This window comes from Litorivivens sp. (genome assembly GCF_041624475.1).
Classification (GTDB): Bacteria; Pseudomonadota; Gammaproteobacteria; order Pseudomonadales; family Spongiibacteraceae; genus Litorivivens.
In genome coordinates this window covers 65684-84106 of sequence record NZ_JBFJUX010000001.1, presented here as the reverse complement: position 1 = coordinate 84106, position 18423 = coordinate 65684, and the positions used below count along the sequence as shown (strand labels likewise).

The following is an 18423-nucleotide window of genomic DNA, read 5'->3' as shown; positions in this document are numbered from 1 at the left end:
GGTCAGGCGGTGGCGCGCAGATAGTGCGAGGCGACTTCGGGAAATCGCGCGTCCGAGACATAGACCCCGCCACCCGGTAAGCGTTTGGCCTCTTTCTTCGCCTCACTGGCCAGTGCGCTGACATCGTCAGCGCGCAGTCCAGTAGAAAGTCTGGGTTTGACCAGGCCTATCGACAGGCTCATCAGCGGAAAAAAGCTCTGCCGTCCTTGGCGGTCCGGTGACCAGATGCCGCGATTGCTCAGGGCGACGGGGTCGTAAAGCTGACGCACCTGGGCTTCGAATCGCGAACACATGGTAGCGCACAGCTCCGGTGCCGCCTCACTGCGCATAAGCAGAATAAAATCATCGCCGCCGATGTGGCCGACAAAATCCAGGTCGCAATCCACCGTTTCACTGAGCAGATTGGCCAGCAGCAGGATAGCTTTGTCGCCCAGCGCGTAACCGTAGACATCGTTGAAGGCTTTGAAGTCGTTCAGATCGCAATAGGCCACCCAGAACTCATCCCGGGTATTGATCAGAGTCTGCGCGCGCTCGTTGATCGGCACATTGCCCGGCAGCTGGGTTAAGGGGTTGGCGTGGCGAGCACTGCTGATTTGCTGGTCGGTGATGGCGCGCAGCAGGGCCGAGGTTTTTGCGATACCCCGATAGCGCCCCTGCTGGGCGATAATCAGATCTTGAATCAAGTCCTGTTGTACATCTTCGGTTAACAGATAGCTGACGTCCTCGAGCGGGGTGTTGAATTCCACCACAATAGGTTTGTCATTCATAAACTGAACGACGGGTTTGCGGCCGTGCAGTTCGGGTCCAAAGCGCTCGGAGAAAATTTCCAGCGCCTGTTGTCGGCTGATGATTCCGGTTGGCGTGTTGTGATGCAGGACTGGCAAACTGCTGATGCCCGCTTGGGCTTTGAACAATCTGACCACATCTTCCAGCCGCGTATGGACATCAATTGAAGGGAAGTCCTGAGCCAATGCGCCAATCACTTTTCGATTTGCCAAAGCGCGCTCGCGCATGGCTGGCCGATCGGCCAATCGGTGAATGTTATCGGTGATTGTAGGGCTCGTACTGGGCCTGCCCAGTAGATAACCCTGCACGTAGCGAACGCCGAGCTCCCGCAGCACCTGAAGCTCTTCAAAGGTTTCCACGCCTTCTGCGATAACGCGAGATTTTATCTCCTGCGCCATGGTAAGGATGGAGCGAACAAACTCGTGCTTGATGGGATCGTTATCAATACCTGAAATAAAGTGACGATCAATTTTGACGAAGTCAGGCTGCAATTGTGACCAGGTTTTCAAGCCGGCATAACCGGCTCCCAGGTCATCAACGGCGATACCAAAACCCTCCTGCTTGAAGGCCTCAAGCGCTGCAACGAGAGCCGAGTAATCGTCGGTTTGATACTGCTCCGACAACTCTAGAACAACACTTTCAGCGCTCAGCCCGGTACGTTGCAGAACATCTCGGGCAATAATAACCGCGTTAGCCGACACCAGACTCATGGGGCTGATATTGACGAAAATTTTTGCCGGTAGATTGAGCTTGCGAAAAGCCTCTGCCGCGGTTTCCAGAGCGGAGAGTTCAACTTCGCGTATCATGCCGACGCGCTCAGCCGTTGGAAAAAGCTCAACAGGGCTATGGAGCGGGCTTCCTTCCGGGCCGCGGGTCAGCGCTTCGACCCCAAGAAAGTCGCGGCTGCGCAGGTCGACAATGGGCTGGAAAACAGTGCTCAGCAGCCCGTTGCGAAGAATATCCAGAATCTGCTGTTGGCTGTCACGATCTAACATAATTAAACAGGCGCTCTTATAGCTTGGGGAAAATGTCCCTATTGGCTATTAAACGCCCTGCGTATGACAGCGCGATGACACAGCGGGCTCCTTCCCGCTTGTTGCTAGCCGAAGCTGGCCAGCAATTGCTTTTCTTCCTGTATCAACGAAGAAAACAACTCGCTTTGCAGCAAGTTTGAAAGGTAGCTGGCCGTTTTTGGCCATTTTTTTGGGTCGGCGGCGTGACCGGCATGAAACATGGCCGTGCTGATGGCGCCCACCGCGAGATCCGCAAGAGAAAAGCCGGAGTCCAGCAGAGTGTCACCGCTGATCTGACTTTCAAGGTAGTCGAAGATAAGAGGCAGCTCTTCGTTAAGGGCCTTGTCGATATCGGATTGAATCGGCTCGCGTTTGAACACGGCCTTGGCGAGAACCACTTCCGCAAACAGGTGGCCCGCCATGGCGGTGGTCATCACCGAGCCGGCGTATTCTTCAAACCACAGAGCGCGCGCGGCTTCGAAGTTATCTTCAGGTAGCAGCGGCTTATCCGGAAACTCGCGCTCCAGCCATGCGCAGATAACCGAAGAGTCGCTCAGAAAACGCTCGCCCACCTTCAGCAGGGGGATCTTGCCGAGCGGGCTGTTGGCCTTGAACTCCTCGGGCTGATCCGGACTGCCGGGAATCACAAATACTTCATCAAAGGGGATGTTTTTGTAGACAAGTGCGGCGCGAACTTTGCGCACGTAGGGCGAAACCGGGACGCCGTAGAGGGTGATCTTGCTCATCGGGATAGCTCCATTATTGTTGGGTCGTTCACGCTAGCCCTATTTGCCCGCAGCGTCGAGTGCATCCATGCACAAGCCTCGAGCAGGTATACTGGCGCCTCTCAAGCAGCCTGTCGGATATGGTTACATGCTGGACGTTCTCTATCGCGACGAGTATCTGGTGGCGATCAACAAGCCCAGCGGTTTGCTGGTGCATCGCAGCGCTATCGACCGACGCGAAACCCGCTTTGCCCTGCAACTGGTTCGTGACCAGCTTGGGCAGCGGGTCTACCCGCTGCACCGGCTGGATAAGCCCACGTCGGGTGTGCTCGTCTTCGCCCTGAGCCCGGATATCGCCCGCGCTATGTCCGAACAGTTTGCCGCGCAGCAGGTCCACAAGCGCTACCTGGCGGTGGTGCGAGGGTGGGCTCCAGAGAGAGGTGTCATTGATCACGCGCTGAGCGAAGAGCTCGATAAAATGACCGATCGCCGTGCCCGGCAGGACAAAGCTCCCCAAGCGGCAGAAACCCGTTTCAGACGGCTGGCTACCGTCGAGCTGCCGGTGTGCGTAGAGCGTTACCAGCAAACCCGCTACTCACTGGTGGAGTGTTTTCCCAAGACCGGGCGCAAGCATCAGATTCGCCGCCATATGAAGCATATTGCCCACCCCATTATTGGCGATGCCAAGCACGGCAAGGGTGTACACAATCGCTTTTTTCAGAGCGAATACAACTGTCATCGCTTATTGCTCTCTTGTGTGGAAATGACCTTTCAGCACCCGGTCAGCAAGATCGATCTTCGGCTACAGACATCGCCCGGCAAGGATTTTGAGCAGGTCTGTGACGGTTTTGGCTGGCGAGGGCTCATATCCGAGGCGTGAGCGCGACTGCACATTACTCCTGCATCTCGTCGCTGGTATTGACGAGGGCCGAATGGTAAAACTGCAGCGGAGTTTTCGGAGTTTCCCCCAATGCAAAAAGCCCTTGCCGAGCTGCTGGAATGCAATCAGCTCGAAGAAATTGATATTAACCTCTACACCGGCCGGGCGGCCCACAACAGTGGTGGTCGCATCTACGGTGGTCAGGTGCTGGCGCAGGCTTTGAGTGCGGCCGGTCGCACGGTGCCGGCTGAATTTACCCTGCATTCCATGCACGCCTATTTCCTGCGCATGGGCGACCCGGACCGGCAGGTGGTTTACGACGTTGAAGCTATTCGCGACGGCCGCAGTTTTATGACCCGACGGGTGGTGGCCAAGCAATACGGCAAGGCTATTTTCAGTGCGATGCTGTCCTATCAGGTGGAAGAGGAAGGTTTCGAGCATGCGCACACCGTGCCGGATGTGCCGCCGCCGGAATCGCTGATCAGCGACGATGAGCGGCTGAAGCGCTACTTTCCCAACGGGGGCAGCTGGCCGATAGAGTTTCGCAAGGTGAATCCGCAGGACCCGGAGAACCCGCAGCCGAAAGAGGCGGTCTCTTACAGCTGGTTTAAAGCCACGGATAAGCTGGGCGATGAACTTGCCACCCACCAGCAGTTGCTGGCCTACGCCTCGGACAATCCGATCTTGATTACCGCCCTGAACCCACACGGTGTCTCCTTCCTCAATCCGGAGCTGGCGACCATCTCCCTCGATCACGCTTTATGGTTTTACCGCCCGTTTCGGGTGGACGACTGGCTGCTCTACGAAACCCACAGCGATGTAGCCGCTAACGGTCGGGCCTGGTGTCGGGGCCGTATCTACAACCGCAAAGGTGAGCTGGTTGCCGCGGCAGCCCAGGAAGGTCTGCTGAGATTAAAAAACCGCTAGCCCCGGTTTCACCGTACAAGGGCTTTACCAACTCGGAGAATCGTCTGTGCGCCTGCTTGTTTACCCCCTGATTGCCCTGCTGTCTGCCTGTGCCTCCCATACGGGAGCCCCGCCACAGACCAAAGCGGTTGATCTGCCAGACACCGATTACCGGGTCGTCCGTTCGGTTCGCTACACCCCCGCGGACTGGCCAGAGAGTCTGACGGCCGATATCTACCAGCCCGAAGGGCAGGGCCCGTTTCCGGCGGTGCTGGTGGTGCACGGCGGTGGCTGGGAAGGGCGGACGCCGGAGGATATGGAGGGCATAAGTCGGCGGTTGGCGAGCAGTGGCTTCGTGGCGGTCAATATTGGCTATCGCTTTGCACCGCGGTATCGCTTCCCCGCCCAGCTCCACGATCTGCAGATTGCTATGCACTGGATTCAGCGCAATGCGGACAGCTATGCGATAGACCCGGAAAGCGTGTCTGCGCTGGGCTATTCCGCCGGTGCGCATCTGGTCAGTCTACTGGGGTTGGTGGCGGGAACCGGCAATGATCTGGATATGCCGCATGGCGGACAAAAAACCAAACCGGCTGCAGTGATTGCCGGGGGCACGCCCTCCGATTTGCGAAAGTTTACCGGTGGGCGCCTGGTGCCGCAGTTTCTGGGCGGGACCATTGACCAGATCCCGGAAACCTTTGCAGCCGCCTCGCCGGCGGCCCATGTCCACGCCGAGGCACCGCCCTTCTTTCTTTACCACGGCACTGCCGACCTGCTGGTCAGTGATGACCATGCGACCGATTTTTACGACGAGCTAAAGGATGCGGGTGTTTACAGCGAACTGTATCTGCTGAAGTGGCGGGGCCATCTGACGGCCTTTGCCACCAGTGGGTCGGCGATCGATGAGGCTATGCAGTTTTTGCGGCGAGCGAACAACTAGTCCGCGCTCAGGGCCATCATAGCGCGGCGCATGGCGTCAGGAATCGGCGTGGCTTTCTGATCTTTGCGTGTAACAAACACGTGCACGAAATAGCCATAGGCGCTGGCGGTGTCGGCGCCTTCCTTAAAAATTCCTATGTTGTAGCGCACCGAGCTGTTGCCCAGTTTTTCGATTGTCAGCCCGGCTTCAATTTTGTCCGGGTAGGCAATCGGCGACAGATACTCGCAGCCCGATGAGACCACAAAGCCGATAATGTCCCCATCGTGAATATCGAGCCCGCATTCTTCAATCAGAAAGCGGTTGGCGGCGCTGTCGAAATAGGAATAGTAGGTCACGTTATTCACGTGGCCGTAGATATCGTTGTCCATCCAGCGGGTGGTGATGGGGTAAAACGTTTTGTAGTGGGTTCGATCCCTTTGGGCCATTGCCTTTTTCCTAATAAGCCGCGCGATAGATCTGCAGCGCCTGCGTTTCATTGACGCTGCGCGGGTTGTTGACCAGCAGCCGTTGCTGCAACATGGCGTCGGCAGCGAGCATGGGTAAATCCGCTTCCGGCACACCTGCGTCTTTGAGGGTTTGTGGCAAGGGCGCCATCGCGACCAGCTCTCGCATGGCAGCAATAAACTGATCGCAGCCGGCAGTGGGAGACGGCGCGTGCGCCCCCGGCCGGATGCAGGGCAGCAATTCGGCGTAGAGAGCAGCGGCTTCGCTGGCATTAAATTCGAGCACGCTGGGCAGCACCAGCGAATTACTCAGGCCGTGGGGTATGTGGTAGTGCCCGCCCAGCGGATAAGCCAACGCGTGCACCGCTGCGACCGGTGCATTGGCAAAGGCCTGACCGGCGAGGCAGGCGCCGAGCAACATATTGCTGCGCGCTTCCAGGTTACCGCCGTGCTCAATGGCAATCTGCAGGTTGGCGGCCATCAGGGTCAGAGCCTGGCGCGCCAGCATGTCGGAGTAGGGGTTCTTCTTCAGCTTGGAGGTGTAGGCCTCGATCGCGTGCACCATGGCGTCGATACCGGTGGCCGCTGTGACTGCGGCGGGCAGGCCGGTGGTCAGGCTCGGGTCGAGCAGGGCGATATCGGGCAATAGCTGGGGCGAAACGACGCCCATCTTGGTGGTTTCGCCGGTGGTGACAATGGCGATGGGCGTGACTTCCGAACCGGTACCCGCGGTTGTGGGTATCTGAATCAAGGGCAGGCGCCCGCCCTTAACATTGCCGATGCCGTACATATCGCTCAGTGATTGGCGCGAGCGCGCCAGTACAGCAATCAGCTTGGCCACATCCATGGAGCTGCCGCCACCGAGGCCGATAACGCCGTCCACGTTTTGTTGGCGGGCATAGTCGGCGGCTGCCAGCACAACGTCTTCGGGCGGGTCGGCCTGCACGTCGCTATAACGACTCACCGAGACCCCGGCGCGCTCCAGAAGTTTGCCGATGCTGTCCACGATGCCGGTGGCCGAAAGCCCCGGGTCGGTGACCAGCAACAGGTGGCTGAGGTTCAGTTCGCGGCAGAGGGCGGGTAGCTGTTCGCTGGCCCCCGCGGCAAAGATCATGCGTCGACAGGTTTCAAACTGAAAATCCACGGTGAACCTCCTCTGTTCCGTCCGGCTTCAGTCGCTGAGTGATTGCACAAATTTGTGATAGGCATTGGCGACGGTCGTGGGTGCCTCAACCTGGGGATAGTGTCCGATATCCGGCAGCTCGACCAGCGGGTCGTTAGGGCGCACCAGCTCGCGGTAGCGGGCCACCATATGGGCACCGGAAACCGGATCGGCACTGCCATTGATCAGCAGGACGGGCACGCAGCTGTCGCGCAGGGCGAGCAGCCAGCGCTCTCGGTGGCGGCGGCGATCCGCCATATAGTGAATCAGTTTGTGCATGATCTGGTTGCCGTGCTGCCGGCAGATCAGTTGCCAGAATCCGTCCAACTCAGCCTGTGAGGGGTGACTTGCGCTGCCAAAAACGGCGCAGAAAGCCCGTTCAAACTGGCTCTTGCCAAACAGGCGGGAGATGTAGGGGCCGAGTGGCCCTTCCAGCAGTTTCTGTATCAGCCGGGCGCGGTGGGTTTCCGGAAACAGGCCGCCGTTGAGCAGGCAGGCGCTCAACCAGTGGCCCTTGCCCTTGCCGACGTTCTGGCGATAGAGCAATTCCTGGGCAACCGTATCGCCGTAGTCGTGAGCCAGCACATGGAAGCGCTCGAGTTTCAGCTCCGTGACCAGCGCCTCGATGATGTCGGCCTGCTCGTGGATGCTGTAGCTGTGCGCGCGTGGTTTGTCGCTGAAGCCAAAGCCAAGCAAATCCGGCGCGATCAGGCGATAGTGTTTTTCCAGTAAGGGCCAGACTTTATGCCAGTCCCAGCCAGAGGTGGGATAGCCGTGCAGAAGCAGGACGGTCGGCTTGTCGTCCGCGCCGCTGTCCCGGTAAAAAATATTGTGCCCTTGAATTGACAGGTAGGCGCCGCCGTCCAGCCAAGCATCAATACTGTTGTCAGGTGTTCCGTTTCTTTGCATGTTGTTTGGGTGTCTAACGCATAAGGTGACCAACTATGGCAAAATTGCGCCCCATTGCACAGGACTGGCAGACGCGGAGCGCAAAATAATGCCCATTATTATTGAATATAGTCATGAGATTGAAGCGAGCGTCGATCAGGTCTGGGATGTACTGACGGATCTGAAGGCCTATCCGCAGTGGAATACCTTTGTCGAGAAGTGTGAATCCACCCTCAAGGTAGGCGATCCGATCAACATGCGGGTGCGAGTGCTGCCCTTTATGGCTCAGCCCCAGCAGGAGTTTATTTTTGAAAACGAGCCCGGTTGTCTGCTGAGTTATGGCATCAAGCCGGCACCTTTGGGGGCGATGAAAAGCTACCGCTCACATAGGCTGGAGCCGCTGCCCAATGGGGGCACGCGCTATCTGTCGTGTTTTGAGCTGAGCGGCTGGTTCGCGCCTGTGGTCGGCTTGTTGCTGGGACGTTTCCTGCGCGACGGTTTCAGGCGCATGAGTCAGGGCATTGCCGACGAGGCGCGGCGGCGGGCAGCCGCCTGACGGGCGCGCACAAAAAAGCCCGGAGCATGCCGGGCTTTTGTGAGAAACCCGATCAATTACTTGATCTTGGCTTCCTTGTAGATCACGTGCTTGCGAACAACCGGATCGTATTTCTTGAACTCGAACTTGTCAGGCGAGTTACGCTTGTTCTTGAACGTGGTATAGAAGTGACCAGTGCCAGCAGAAGACACCAGACGAATTTTCTCGGTTACACCTTTCTTAGCCATGATGTTCTACCTTATACCTTTTCGCCGCGGGCACGGATGTCGCTCAACACGGCATCAATACCTCTCTTGTCGATGATTCGCATACCCTTGCTGGAAACGCGCAGGGTCACGAAGCGCTTCTCACCTTCCACCCAGAAGCGATGTCTGTGCAGGTTCGGCAAAAAACGACGCTTGGTGCGGTTTTTGGCGTGGGATACATTGTTTCCGGTTACGGGACGCTTACCAGTAACCTGACACACTCTGGACATGATACTCTCGCTCGTCTTTCAGTCCCTTTTCACAAAGGGCTGTTCATCACAAAGGTCTGATTTAACTCGATTTTTAGGTGCTCGCCGAGGCGAAACGCCTGAATTCTGGCCCGAATAGACGACCACGGAAATGCAGCGGTCGAAACGGAGCGCGACTTTATACCAGAAGGGTCGGGCGATCGCAAGGAATTTACGTTATTGGGTAACGGGTGAGGCGCTGCAAGCCGGATGTTTTTAAGGCGTCGGACGTCCGACGCTTCAAACCTCCCCCCGCTCCGCCAGCGACACCACCGCGTGCCCCGCTACAATGCAGTGGTCGAGCAGGCGGATATCCACCATCTCCAGCGCCTGCCTCAGTCTCGAGGTGATGGCGAGGTCGGCCCGGCTGGGTTCCGCCACACCGGAGGGGTGGTTGTGGGCAACGATCAGGGCCGCGGCGTTGAGCTCCAGTGCCCGCTTGACCACCTCGCGGGGGTAGACCGTGGCGCCGTTAACGGTGCCATAGAACAGCGGCTCGTAGAGTAGCAGCTGATGCTGGTTGTCCAGGTAGAGCGCGGCAAAGACCTCGCGGCTCTCGTTGCGCAGTTGGGCCTGTAGAAAATGGCGGGTGGCCTCGGCGCTGGTGAGAACCGTTTCGCGGGTCAGATTTTCGGCGAAATGTCGGCGCGCCATTTCCAATACCGCCTGCAGCTGGGCAAATTTGGCATCGCCCAGACCCGGCGACTGGCAGAAGGTTTTACGATTAGCCGACAGCAAGGCACCCAGGCTGCCAAAGCGCTGCAGCAGCTCCCGGGCCAGATCCACCGCCGACTTGCCGGGCAGGCCGGTGCGCAAAAAAATGGCCAGTAATTCGGCATCCGACAGGCTGTTTGGCCCGTGAGTAAGCAGTCGCTCGCGCGGGCGTTCCGCTGCGGGCCAGTCCGTAATCGCCATGTCACCCTCCCTGGTGAGCCGCCGGTAGTGAGGAAGTCGTCAAAAACTGCAATAATGGCAGCTGGTTAGCCATTATCAATTCAACAGGGCGCGCACCGCAATATGTCACGTCTGAACAACCGCCACATTGTGCTGGGTATTACCGGCGGCATTGCCGCCTACAAAGCTGCCGAACTGGTGCGCCGCCTGAAAGAGCGCGGCGCGCTGGTGCATGTGGTGATGACCGATGCGGCGCGGGAATTTATTACGCCACTGACCCTGCAGGCCTTGTCGGGCAATCCGGTGCATAGTTCCCTGCTCGACCCAGAAGCCGAAGCGGCCATGGGACATATCGAACTGGCGCGTTGGGCCGACCTGCTGCTGGTGGCCCCGGCTTCGGCCGACTTTATCGCCAAGCTCGCCCACGGGCAGGCGGATGATCTGTTGTCGACACTGTGGCTGGCCTGTCAATCGAAGAAGGCTATTGCCCCGGCCATGAATCAGGCTATGTGGGCGGATCCGGCAACCGCGGCCAATATGGATACCCTGCGTGCGCGCGGTATTGCCATTTTTGGCCCAGGCGCCGGCGAGCAGGCCTGCGGCGATGTCGGGTTGGGCCGTATGCTGGAACCCGGTGAGCTGGCGGATTTGAGTGAGTCGCAGTTTGACAGCCGTCTGCTGGACGGCAAGCGGGTGCTGATTACGGCGGGCCCGACCCGTGAGGCCATTGACCCGGTGCGATACATTAGTAATCACAGTTCCGGCAAGATGGGATACGCGCTGGCGCGCGCTGCGGCCGATGCCGGCGCCAGCGTGACTTTGGTCAGTGGGCCGGTGGCACTGGCAACACCCGCCGGCGTGGAGCGGGTGGATGTGGAAAGCGCTCAGGATATGTACGATGCGGTGCTGGCGCGCAGCGCCCAAAGCGATCTCTTTATAGGCTGCGCGGCGGTGGCAGACTATCGCCCGGCGACGGCGGTGGAGCAGAAAATAAAGAAGCAGGCCGATGAAATGACGCTAACCCTGGTGCGCAATCCGGACATCATCAGCGCGGTGGCGGCCAGTCCGGATCGGCCTTTTACGGTAGGCTTTGCCGCGGAAACCCAGGATGTTCTGAGTTATGCCCGCGACAAGTTAGAACGCAAAGGGCTTGATGCCATTATTGCCAATGATGTCTCGGTGGCGGGTATTGGCTTCAACAGTGATCAGAATGAGGTTACCTTGGTGACGGCGGCCAGCGAAGAAGCTTTGCCGCGCATGGGTAAACAGCAACTGGCCGATGCCTTGATTGCGCACCTTGCGCAACAGCTCGGTGCTCGCCGTTGATTAACCGTATCCTGTGGCTACAAGGTCTCAATAAAAGTACCCAAACACCATGCAATTGAATGACATCAATGGATGTCGCAGGGAGAACGTCTGCGACTACAGGGCCCGGAATGAGTAAACGCGTTCGTTCTACGGACTTTGGCCCCCATCCGGCTAGGAAGCGGCGCGGGGGGGCGGAGCCTGGGGGCTGGCGAGCCCTGTTGGCGCTGCGCCGCGGTGACCTGCGCAGGTTGGTCCGCAGGCCTCAGTTTGCGTTGCCGATGCTGTCAGTCGTCGTGCTGATCCTGCTGGCGCAGTTGAACACCTATTATCACCAGCAGCGGGTGCTCGCCCTGTTGAATCAGGAGGGCGAGGCTCAGGCGCGGCAGGCCGACGCCTTTTTGATCGAATTGAGCAATCGGGTGGATAGTACCGCGATTCGCATCGCCGATGGTTCCTCAGAACCGGCGCAAGCCTTGCTGCCGCTGGCGCAGCAGGTGAGGGTGTTGCCCTATACCGAGCTGGGTATTGCCGACCGCGACAATCAACCGCTGGAATCCTTGCGTCATATTGAGCGGGACCTGCTGCGCCGGGTGGTCGAGCAACAGCAGGTGTTGTTGGATGTATTCAGCGGCGCCAGCGGGCTGGAGCTCAATGCGGCGCGCCCAATCGATGCCGAGCGTGTGCTGCTGGTCACCTTCCCGGCATCGGCCTTGCGGCAGGCGCTGAGCGAAGATCTAGCCTCGGTTAAAACCGAGTTGTTGTATCGCACCCCCGATGGCTGGAAACCGCTGATTAGTCGCGGCCAGGCGGATGCCAGCCCGGTGCAGGTGGAGGCGCCCCTGCGCAACGCCTGGCAGATTCGCCTCACCATGGATAAGGCCCGCTACCAGGCTGAGACCCATCGCAACCTGCCGCTTTACAGCGTTGCGCTTATCGCTCTGCTGGCCGCACTGGTCCAGCTGCTGCGCGGCACGCTGAATCTGCGTCAGCAGCGCCGTTCAGAAAAACGCTCCGCAGCCGAGGTTGATGCCCATCAGGATTCGCTCATTAACGCGGCCTTTACCCATGACGATGAGAGTGCCGACAACACCTTGGATGATGGGCTTAGCGACTCTCTCGACGACCTGCTTGATGACCTCGATTTGCCGGAACCCTCAGAAGACGGAGCGGCGCAGAACCCGGAATCCGGGTCATCCAGTACTTCTGTCGCCGACACCATTTTCCGCGCTTACGATATTCGCGGGATCGCCGAGCGGGAATTGACGACGGATGTTTGCCGCGAGATCGGCAAGGCGCTGGGCAGTGAACTGGTTGAGCAGAAGCAGCGCGTTACCCTGATTGCCCGCGATGGTCGCAATAGCAGCCCCCGGATTCGCGATGCGCTGGTAGAGGGCCTGCGCTGGTGCGGCGTAAGTGTTATCGACCTTGGTGCCGTGCCGACACCGGTCATGCAATTTGCCACGCGTGAGCTAGGAATCGGCAATGGTTTTATGGTGACCGGCAGTCATAACGGTCGCGAATACAACGGCATCAAAATGGTGATTCGTGATGCGAGTCTCACCGAGGACGCCATTTTCAGCCTGCGCGAGCGCATTCGCGCCCAGCGCTTTATAGAAGCAGCGGTGCCCGGGGACTACAGCAACCGCTCAATTGTCGACGAGTACATTGCCCGCATTAGAACTGACGTGGTGGTGGCGCGCCGCCTGAAAGTGGTGGTCGATGCCGCTAACGGCGTGACCGGCCCGGTGGCGCCGCGACTGTTTCAGGCGCTGGGTTGTGCCGTCGAGCCCCTGTTTTGCGAGCTCGATGGCGACTTCCCGAACCACGACCCGGATCCGACACGTCCCGGTAATCTGCACGCCTTGCAGGCGACGGTAAAAACCCGGCGGGCCGATCTTGGCATCGCACTCGATGGCGACGGCGACCGGGTGGTGTTTGTGACGGCCCAGGGCGAAACGGTGTATCCGGATCAGGCGCTGATGCTGTTGGCCCAGGACGTTATCGCCCGCAACCCCGGTGCACCGATAGTTTTCGACGTGAAATGCTCAAGCCATTTGCCGCGCCTGATTACCGACGCCGGTGGCCTGCCGATCATGTGTCGGTCGGGTCATTCCTACGTTAAAAACCAGATTAAGGAATCCGGGGCGCTGCTGGGCGGTGAATTTACCGGCCATATTTTCTTCCGCGAACGCTGGTACGGTTTTGATGACGGCATGTATGTGGCGGCGCGCCTGCTGGAGTTTCTCAGCCTCAGTTCCATGCGCCTGCACGAGCATCTTGAGCGTCTGCCCCAGAGCGTGGTGACCCATGAGATTACGGTGCCCAGCGATGAGGTGCAGAAGTTTGTCATCATCGAACAGCTGAAATCGGACAACTTTTTCGACGGTGCCGAGGTCAATACCCTCGATGGTCTGCGGGTGGAATACCCCCATGGCTGGGGCCTGGTGAGGGCGTCCAATACCGGACCGGCCCTGAGCCTGCGCTTTGAGGCCGACACCGAGGCGCATCTGGCCAATATACAGGCGCGTTTTCGCGATGCTCTGCAAGCGGTTGACCCGACACTGAAAAACGATTTTTAACTCATAAACTGAATGGATTTCCCTATGGCTAACAGCGTTACAAGCGCCTCTGATATCGCCCGCGTTCTGACCGAGGCGCTGCCCTACATCCAGAAATTTACCGGCAAGACCATCGTCGTCAAATTTGGCGGCAATGCGATGGTGGATGAGGATTTGAAAGAGCAGTTTGCCCGCGACATCGTACTGATGAAGCTGGTGGGTATGAACCCGATTGTCGTGCACGGTGGTGGTCCGCAGATCGGCGATCTGTTGAAGAAGCTCAACATTGAATCCAGTTTTGTCGACGGCATGCGGGTGACCGACAGCGCCACCATGGACGTAGTGGAAATGGTACTGGGCGCCAGTGTGAACAAGGAAATCGTCTCGCTGCTGAACCGCAACGGCGGCAAGGCCATAGGTCTTACCGGTAAAGACGGCCAGCTGATTCGCGCGCGCAAGCTTAAGGCGACCCGCAAGACACCGGAAATGACCGCGCCGGAAATCATTGATATCGGTCACGTAGGCGAAGTGGAAGCCATCGATGCGGGTGTGATCGACATGCTGCTCAACAGCGATTTCATTCCCGTTATCGCGCCGATCGGTGTCGACAAAAACGGCGAAAGCTACAACATCAACGCCGACCTGGTGGCCGGCAAGATGGCCGAGAAGCTGCAGGCGGAAAAACTGATGCTGCTCACCAATGTCGCCGGCCTGCTGGGCCGGGAAGGCAAAGTGCTGACGGGCCTGAGCACCGAGCAGGTCGATGCCCTGATTGCCGACGGCACCATATACGGCGGCATGTTGCCGAAAATCGGTTGTGCCCTCGACGCCGTAAAAGCCGGTGTGGTCAGTGCACATATTATCGACGGCAGGGTGCCACATGCGGTATTGTTGGAAATATTCACGGATCGGGGTGTCGGAACCTTGATTACCAACCAAGAATAAGATTGGACAGACATGACCAAGCGTTCTTCACGCAAACAGGAAATACTCGAAGCACTGGCGCGCATGTTGGAAGCCAACCCGGGCGACCGCATTACTACCGCTAAGCTGGCGGAGGCGGTGGGTGTATCGGAAGCCGCGCTGTATCGTCACTTTCCCAGCAAGGCCAAGATGTTTGAAGGCCTGATCGAATTCGTGGAAGAGTCGATCTTCTCGCGGGTGCAGGTGATCACTGCCGAAGACAGTGATGCCCTGTCCCGCTGTTACAAAATACTGAGCCTGTTGCTGGTGTTTACCGAGCGCAATCCCGGTATCACTCGCATCCTCAATGGCGATGCCCTGGCCGGTGAAACGGCCCGGTTGCGCGCCCGGGTGCAGCAGTTCTACGACCGCCTCGAAACTCAGCTAAAGCAAATCCTGCGTGACGCCGAAGTGCGTGAAGGCTTGCGCCCGATGATTACCGTCAGCGCCGCCGCCAACCTGCTGCTGGCCAGCGCCGAAGGGCGTATCTGCCAGTATGTGCGCAGTGAGTTCAAACGCCGCCCCACGGAATACTGGGAGGAGCAGTGGCAATTGCTGACCCAGCAGTTCTTCAAGCCTGTTCCCGCCGCGTCTGGCGCCGAAACCTTCGCCTGATCACCGCACCCCGGATGCTCCGACATCCGTGGGCTGCTATACTCCGCCGCTGATTTCCAGCCTGAGTGAGGGTGCAATGAGCTTTACAATCGCCTTTATCGGCGGCGGCAATATGGCCTCCAGTATTATCGGCGGCCTTGTTGCCAGCGGTGTTGATGCCAGTCGGGTGTGGGCCAGTGACCCCTTCCCCGAAAGTCTCGAACGCCTGCGCGCCGTTGCGCCCGTCAACACTACTAGCGATAACGCCGAGGCCGTTGCCAAAGCGGATGTGGTTGTTATGGCGGTCAAACCCCAGATCATGAAGAGCGTCGCCGAATCGATTGCGGCTGATGTACAGGCGCGTCAGCCGCTGGTGATTTCTATTGCTGCGGGCATTGAAGGCGAAACCCTGGCTAAATGGCTCGGCGGCAATCTGGCTCTGGTGCGCTGCATGCCCAACACACCGGCGCTGGTGCGCACGGGCGCCTCAGGGCTTTACGCCAATGCGGCGGTGAGCGAAGAGCAACGTCAGCAGGCGCAAACCATTCTGGAAGCCGTGGGTATGGTTCGCTGGTTCGACAGTGAAGCCGCGCTGGATGCGGTCACAGCAGTCTCAGGCAGCGGTCCTGCGTATTACTTTCTGGTGATGGAAGCCATGCAGGCGGCCGGCGAAAGCCTGGGCCTCAGCCCGGAAGACGCGAAAGCCCTGACCTTGCAAACGGCCCTTGGCGCCGCAACTATGGCGATTAACAGCGATGTCGAACCGGACGAGTTGCGGCGCCGGGTGACATCGCCCAAAGGCACCACCGAAAAGGCCATTGCGGCGCTGGAAGCCGGTGGCTTACGGGATGTCTTTGCCAAGGCCATGATCGCCTGCCGCGATCGATCTATCGAACTGTCCCGCGAACTGGGTGATTGAGGAGCACAACCATGGGCCCCATGACTGAAATTGGTTTTTTGCTGGTACAGACCCTGTTCAGTTTGTACCTGGGTGTGGTGATTCTGCGCCTGCTGCTGCAGCTGGCGCGGGCGGATTTTTACAACCCCATATCCCAGGCCATGGTCAAGGCCACCAATCCGCTGCTATTGCCCCTGCGCCGGGTGATTCCGCCTTTGGGCAAGGTGGATACCGCCTCCATTGTGCTGGCACTGATTGTGCAGTTGATTGCAATGGTCAGCATTCTTCTGCTGTTTGGCGCGGGCCTGCCCAATATTGTGACCCTGCTCGGCTGGTCGGTGATTGGCTGCGTGGCCCTCACGGTGAATATTTATTTCTTTGCAATCATTATCAACATCATTCTGAGTTGGGTCGCGCCCGGCAGTCACCACCCGGCCGCAGTCTTGCTGTACCAGCTGACTGAACCAGTGATGCAGCCCTTTCGCAAACTGATCCCGCCCATGGGCGGGATCGATCTGTCGCCGATTCTGGTATTTCTGTCGATCAGTGTTGTGCAAATTCTGTTGAAATCGATGGCGCAGTCGGCGGGTTTGAGTCCGGCATTGGTGTTTGGTCTGTGAAGCGGCGTTTCAGAACTGCGTGCCAGACGCCGCACAGGAATGTCGCCCTATGAGCACGGCCCTGCCTGCAGATTCGGTTGGGATTGTCGAACCCCAAACCCAGCACTTCAGCGAACCGCTGAGGCTTGCCTGCGGGCGTACGCTCGATGAATACGATATTGTCTACGAAACCTACGGCGAGCTGAACGAAGCCAAAAGCAACGCCATTCTGATCTGCCACGCCCTGTCCGGCCACCATCACGCTGCCGGCTACCACAGCGTTGACGACAAAAAACCCGGCTGGTGGGAAGTCTGTATCGGCCCGGGCAAGCCCATCGATACCAATCACTTTTTCGTGGTCAGCATCAACAACCTGGGCGGCTGTCACGGCAGCACCGGCCCTTCCAGTATCAACCCGGCGACGGGCAAACCCTGGGGGCCCGATTTCCCGGCCCTGCGCTGTCGCGACTGGGTAGCCTCGCAGCGGGAAATGATGAAGCTGTTCGGCATTCCCTATTGGGCGGCGGTGATCGGCGGCAGCCTTGGCGGCATGCAGGCCATGCGCTGGGCGCTGGAACATCCGGACGAAGTGCGTCACTGCGTGGTTATCGCCTCTGCCATGCGTCTGACGGCCCAGAATATTGCCTTCAATGAAATTGCGCGCCAGGCCATTACCTCCGATCCGGATTTTCACGGCGGTCGCTACCTGGAACACCAGACCATTCCAAAAGCCGGACTGGCGCTGGCACGGATGGTCGGCCATGTTACCTACCTGTCCGAAGACGGGATGGGTGAAAAGTTTGGTCGCGACCTCAAGTCGGGCAACTTTCAGATTGGCCACGATGAAAAGGTCGAGTTTCAGGTGGAAAGCTATCTGCGCTATCAGGGCGATGTATTTTCCCGGAGCTTTGACGCCAATACCTATTTGCTGATGACCAAGGCGCTGGACTACTTTGATCTGGCCCGCGAATACGGTGATGATCCGGTGGAAGCCTTTCGTCACGCCCGCTGCGGTTTTATGGTGATGTCCTTTACCAGTGACTGGCGCTTTGCTCCGTCCCGCTCCCGCGAGATCGTCGACGCATTGATCGCCGCACGCAAGCCGGTGTGTTATGCGGAAATTGAAGCTAACTTCGGGCACGATGCGTTTCTGTTGCCGATTGAACGCTACCTGAAAACCTTCAGCGCCTACATGCTGCGCGTGAAAGAGGAGGTGGCCCGTGCGGTTTGACCTGAATCTGGCGGCGGAGTGGATTGAAAGCAACAGCCGAGTGCTTGACCTGGGCTGCGGTGACGGCAGTCTGCTGGCCTATCTGCGCGACAACCTGAATGTGGAAGGCTTGGGCCTGGAAATTGACGATGCCCATCTGCGCGAGTGTATTGAAAAAGGGCTCAATGTTATTGAGCACGACTTGAACTATGGCCTGCAGAAATTCTGCGATAACAGTTTTGATGTAGTGGTTATGGCCCAAGCTCTGCAAACCCTGCGCTCACCGCATCTGGTCATCGACGAAATGCTGCGGGTGGGCCGCGAGTGTATCGTTACTTTCCCCAACTTCGGGTACTGGCGTGGGCGTTTGTATCTGGGCTCTCGCGGACGTATGCCGGTATCGAAATTTTTGCCCTACAACTGGTACGACACACCGAACATCCACTTTTGCACCGTACGCGATTTTGAACAGCTTTGTGAAGAAAAGGGCATTCGGGTTCTGCATCGCACGGTGGTTAATGCGGCGGACCGGGAAAGCCTGATTGCGTCAAAATTGCCAAATCTGTTTGGTGTGACGGCGGTTTACCACATCAGCAAATAAGCCTGA

General features: G+C 58.5%; 20 protein-coding genes. 12 read left to right on the top strand and 8 right to left on the bottom strand.

The genetic code is table 11. The features are described from left to right. Nucleotides 1–2: 2 nt before the first annotated feature. Together ABY734_RS00385 and ABY734_RS00380 are read right to left on the bottom strand one after the other, a co-directional pair. The gene (locus ABY734_RS00385; protein ID WP_372776968.1) at nucleotides 3–1781 is read right to left on the bottom strand and encodes a bifunctional diguanylate cyclase/phosphodiesterase; all 1779 of its coding nucleotides are present in this window, start codon (nucleotides 1779–1781) and stop codon (nucleotides 3–5) included. A gap of 104 nt (nucleotides 1782–1885) precedes the next feature. Next, nucleotides 1886–2545 (bottom strand): glutathione S-transferase family protein, encoded by a 660-nt coding sequence (locus ABY734_RS00380; RefSeq protein WP_372776967.1) that lies wholly within the window; start codon nucleotides 2543–2545, stop codon nucleotides 1886–1888. 127 nt (nucleotides 2546–2672) lie between these two features. Here ABY734_RS00380 and truC point away from each other — a divergent pair, with 127 nt between their 5' ends. The 3 genes from truC (at nucleotide 2673) to ABY734_RS00365 (ending at nucleotide 5250) form a co-directional block, all read left to right on the top strand. Next, complete coding sequence (gene truC, locus ABY734_RS00375) at nucleotides 2673–3404, top strand: tRNA pseudouridine(65) synthase TruC (protein ID WP_372777441.1); 732 nt, start codon at nucleotides 2673–2675, stop codon at nucleotides 3402–3404. A gap of 90 nt (nucleotides 3405–3494) precedes the next feature. Beyond that, nucleotides 3495–4331 carry an acyl-CoA thioesterase gene (locus ABY734_RS00370; protein WP_372776966.1) on the top strand — a complete coding sequence of 279 codons (837 nt, stop codon included), beginning with the start codon at nucleotides 3495–3497 and terminating at the stop codon, nucleotides 4329–4331. A 46-nt stretch (nucleotides 4332–4377) separates the two neighbouring features. Further along, a complete protein-coding gene (locus ABY734_RS00365) occupies nucleotides 4378–5250 on the top strand; it encodes an alpha/beta hydrolase (protein WP_372776965.1) in 873 nt (290 codons plus the stop codon). On the opposite strand, the gene ABY734_RS00360 is transcribed toward ABY734_RS00365, so the two are convergent. The 3 genes from ABY734_RS00360 to ABY734_RS00350 are packed head-to-tail and all read right to left on the bottom strand — an operon-like array spanning nucleotide 5247 to nucleotide 7764. Further along, entirely contained in the window at nucleotides 5247–5675 is a 429-nt protein-coding gene (locus tag ABY734_RS00360) for an acyl-CoA thioesterase (RefSeq protein ID WP_372776964.1), read from the bottom strand. The genes ABY734_RS00365 and ABY734_RS00360 overlap by 4 nt on opposite strands. A 10-nt stretch (nucleotides 5676–5685) precedes the next feature. Beyond that, the gene (locus ABY734_RS00355; RefSeq protein WP_372777440.1) at nucleotides 5686–6807 is read right to left on the bottom strand and encodes an iron-containing alcohol dehydrogenase; all 1122 of its coding nucleotides are present in this window, start codon (nucleotides 6805–6807) and stop codon (nucleotides 5686–5688) included. Nucleotides 6808–6864: 57 nt separating this feature from the next. Then, nucleotides 6865–7764 (bottom strand): alpha/beta fold hydrolase, encoded by a 900-nt coding sequence (locus ABY734_RS00350; protein WP_372776963.1) that lies wholly within the window; start codon nucleotides 7762–7764, stop codon nucleotides 6865–6867. Nucleotides 7765–7852: 88 nt separating this feature from the next. Here ABY734_RS00350 and ABY734_RS00345 point away from each other — a divergent pair, with 88 nt between their 5' ends. Continuing rightward, the gene (locus ABY734_RS00345; RefSeq protein ID WP_372776962.1) at nucleotides 7853–8299 is read left to right on the top strand and encodes an SRPBCC domain-containing protein; all 447 of its coding nucleotides are present in this window, start codon (nucleotides 7853–7855) and stop codon (nucleotides 8297–8299) included. Between the two features lie 56 nt (nucleotides 8300–8355). Here ABY734_RS00345 and rpmG read toward each other — a convergent pair whose 3' ends face one another. The 3 genes from rpmG to radC form a co-directional block, all read right to left on the bottom strand. Continuing rightward, entirely contained in the window at nucleotides 8356–8526 is a 171-nt protein-coding gene (gene rpmG, locus ABY734_RS00340) for a 50S ribosomal protein L33 (RefSeq protein WP_372776960.1), read from the bottom strand. Between the two features lie 11 nt (nucleotides 8527–8537). Continuing rightward, nucleotides 8538–8774 carry a 50S ribosomal protein L28 gene (gene rpmB / locus ABY734_RS00335; RefSeq protein ID WP_372776959.1) on the bottom strand — a complete coding sequence of 79 codons (237 nt, stop codon included), beginning with the start codon at nucleotides 8772–8774 and terminating at the stop codon, nucleotides 8538–8540. A gap of 258 nt (nucleotides 8775–9032) precedes the next feature. Further along, nucleotides 9033–9707, bottom strand: coding sequence for a DNA repair protein RadC (radC, locus tag ABY734_RS00330; RefSeq protein WP_372776958.1), 675 nt, complete (start codon nucleotides 9705–9707; stop codon nucleotides 9033–9035). Nucleotides 9708–9809: 102 nt separating this feature from the next. Here radC and coaBC point away from each other — a divergent pair, with 102 nt between their 5' ends. From coaBC to metW, 8 genes are all read left to right on the top strand, one after another. Continuing rightward, on the top strand, nucleotides 9810–11012 hold the full coding sequence (gene coaBC, locus ABY734_RS00325; protein ID WP_372776957.1) for a bifunctional phosphopantothenoylcysteine decarboxylase/phosphopantothenate--cysteine ligase CoaBC: 1203 nt from the start codon (nucleotides 9810–9812) through the stop codon (nucleotides 11010–11012). 110 nt (nucleotides 11013–11122) lie between these two features. Beyond that, the gene (locus ABY734_RS00320) at nucleotides 11123–13573 is read left to right on the top strand and encodes a phosphomannomutase/phosphoglucomutase (protein ID WP_372776956.1); all 2451 of its coding nucleotides are present in this window, start codon (nucleotides 11123–11125) and stop codon (nucleotides 13571–13573) included. A 24-nt stretch (nucleotides 13574–13597) separates the two neighbouring features. Next, nucleotides 13598–14497 (top strand): acetylglutamate kinase, encoded by a 900-nt coding sequence (gene argB, locus ABY734_RS00315; protein ID WP_372776955.1) that lies wholly within the window; start codon nucleotides 13598–13600, stop codon nucleotides 14495–14497. A gap of 12 nt (nucleotides 14498–14509) precedes the next feature. Continuing rightward, on the top strand, nucleotides 14510–15130 hold the full coding sequence (slmA, locus tag ABY734_RS00310) for a nucleoid occlusion factor SlmA (protein WP_372776954.1): 621 nt from the start codon (nucleotides 14510–14512) through the stop codon (nucleotides 15128–15130). Between the two features lie 76 nt (nucleotides 15131–15206). After that, nucleotides 15207–16028, top strand: coding sequence for a pyrroline-5-carboxylate reductase (gene proC / locus ABY734_RS00305; RefSeq protein ID WP_372776953.1), 822 nt, complete (start codon nucleotides 15207–15209; stop codon nucleotides 16026–16028). Nucleotides 16029–16039: 11 nt separating this feature from the next. Next, nucleotides 16040–16627: a YggT family protein gene (locus ABY734_RS00300; RefSeq protein WP_372776952.1), complete on the top strand. Its 588-nt coding sequence runs from the start codon at nucleotides 16040–16042 to the stop codon at nucleotides 16625–16627. Between the two features lie 49 nt (nucleotides 16628–16676). Then, complete coding sequence (locus ABY734_RS00295) at nucleotides 16677–17837, top strand: homoserine O-acetyltransferase (RefSeq protein WP_372776951.1); 1161 nt, start codon at nucleotides 16677–16679, stop codon at nucleotides 17835–17837. After that, the gene (gene metW / locus ABY734_RS00290; protein WP_372776950.1) at nucleotides 17827–18417 is read left to right on the top strand and encodes a methionine biosynthesis protein MetW; all 591 of its coding nucleotides are present in this window, start codon (nucleotides 17827–17829) and stop codon (nucleotides 18415–18417) included. The genes ABY734_RS00295 and metW overlap by 11 nt, the downstream gene beginning before the upstream one ends. The last annotated feature ends 6 nt before the right edge of the window (nucleotides 18418–18423 follow it).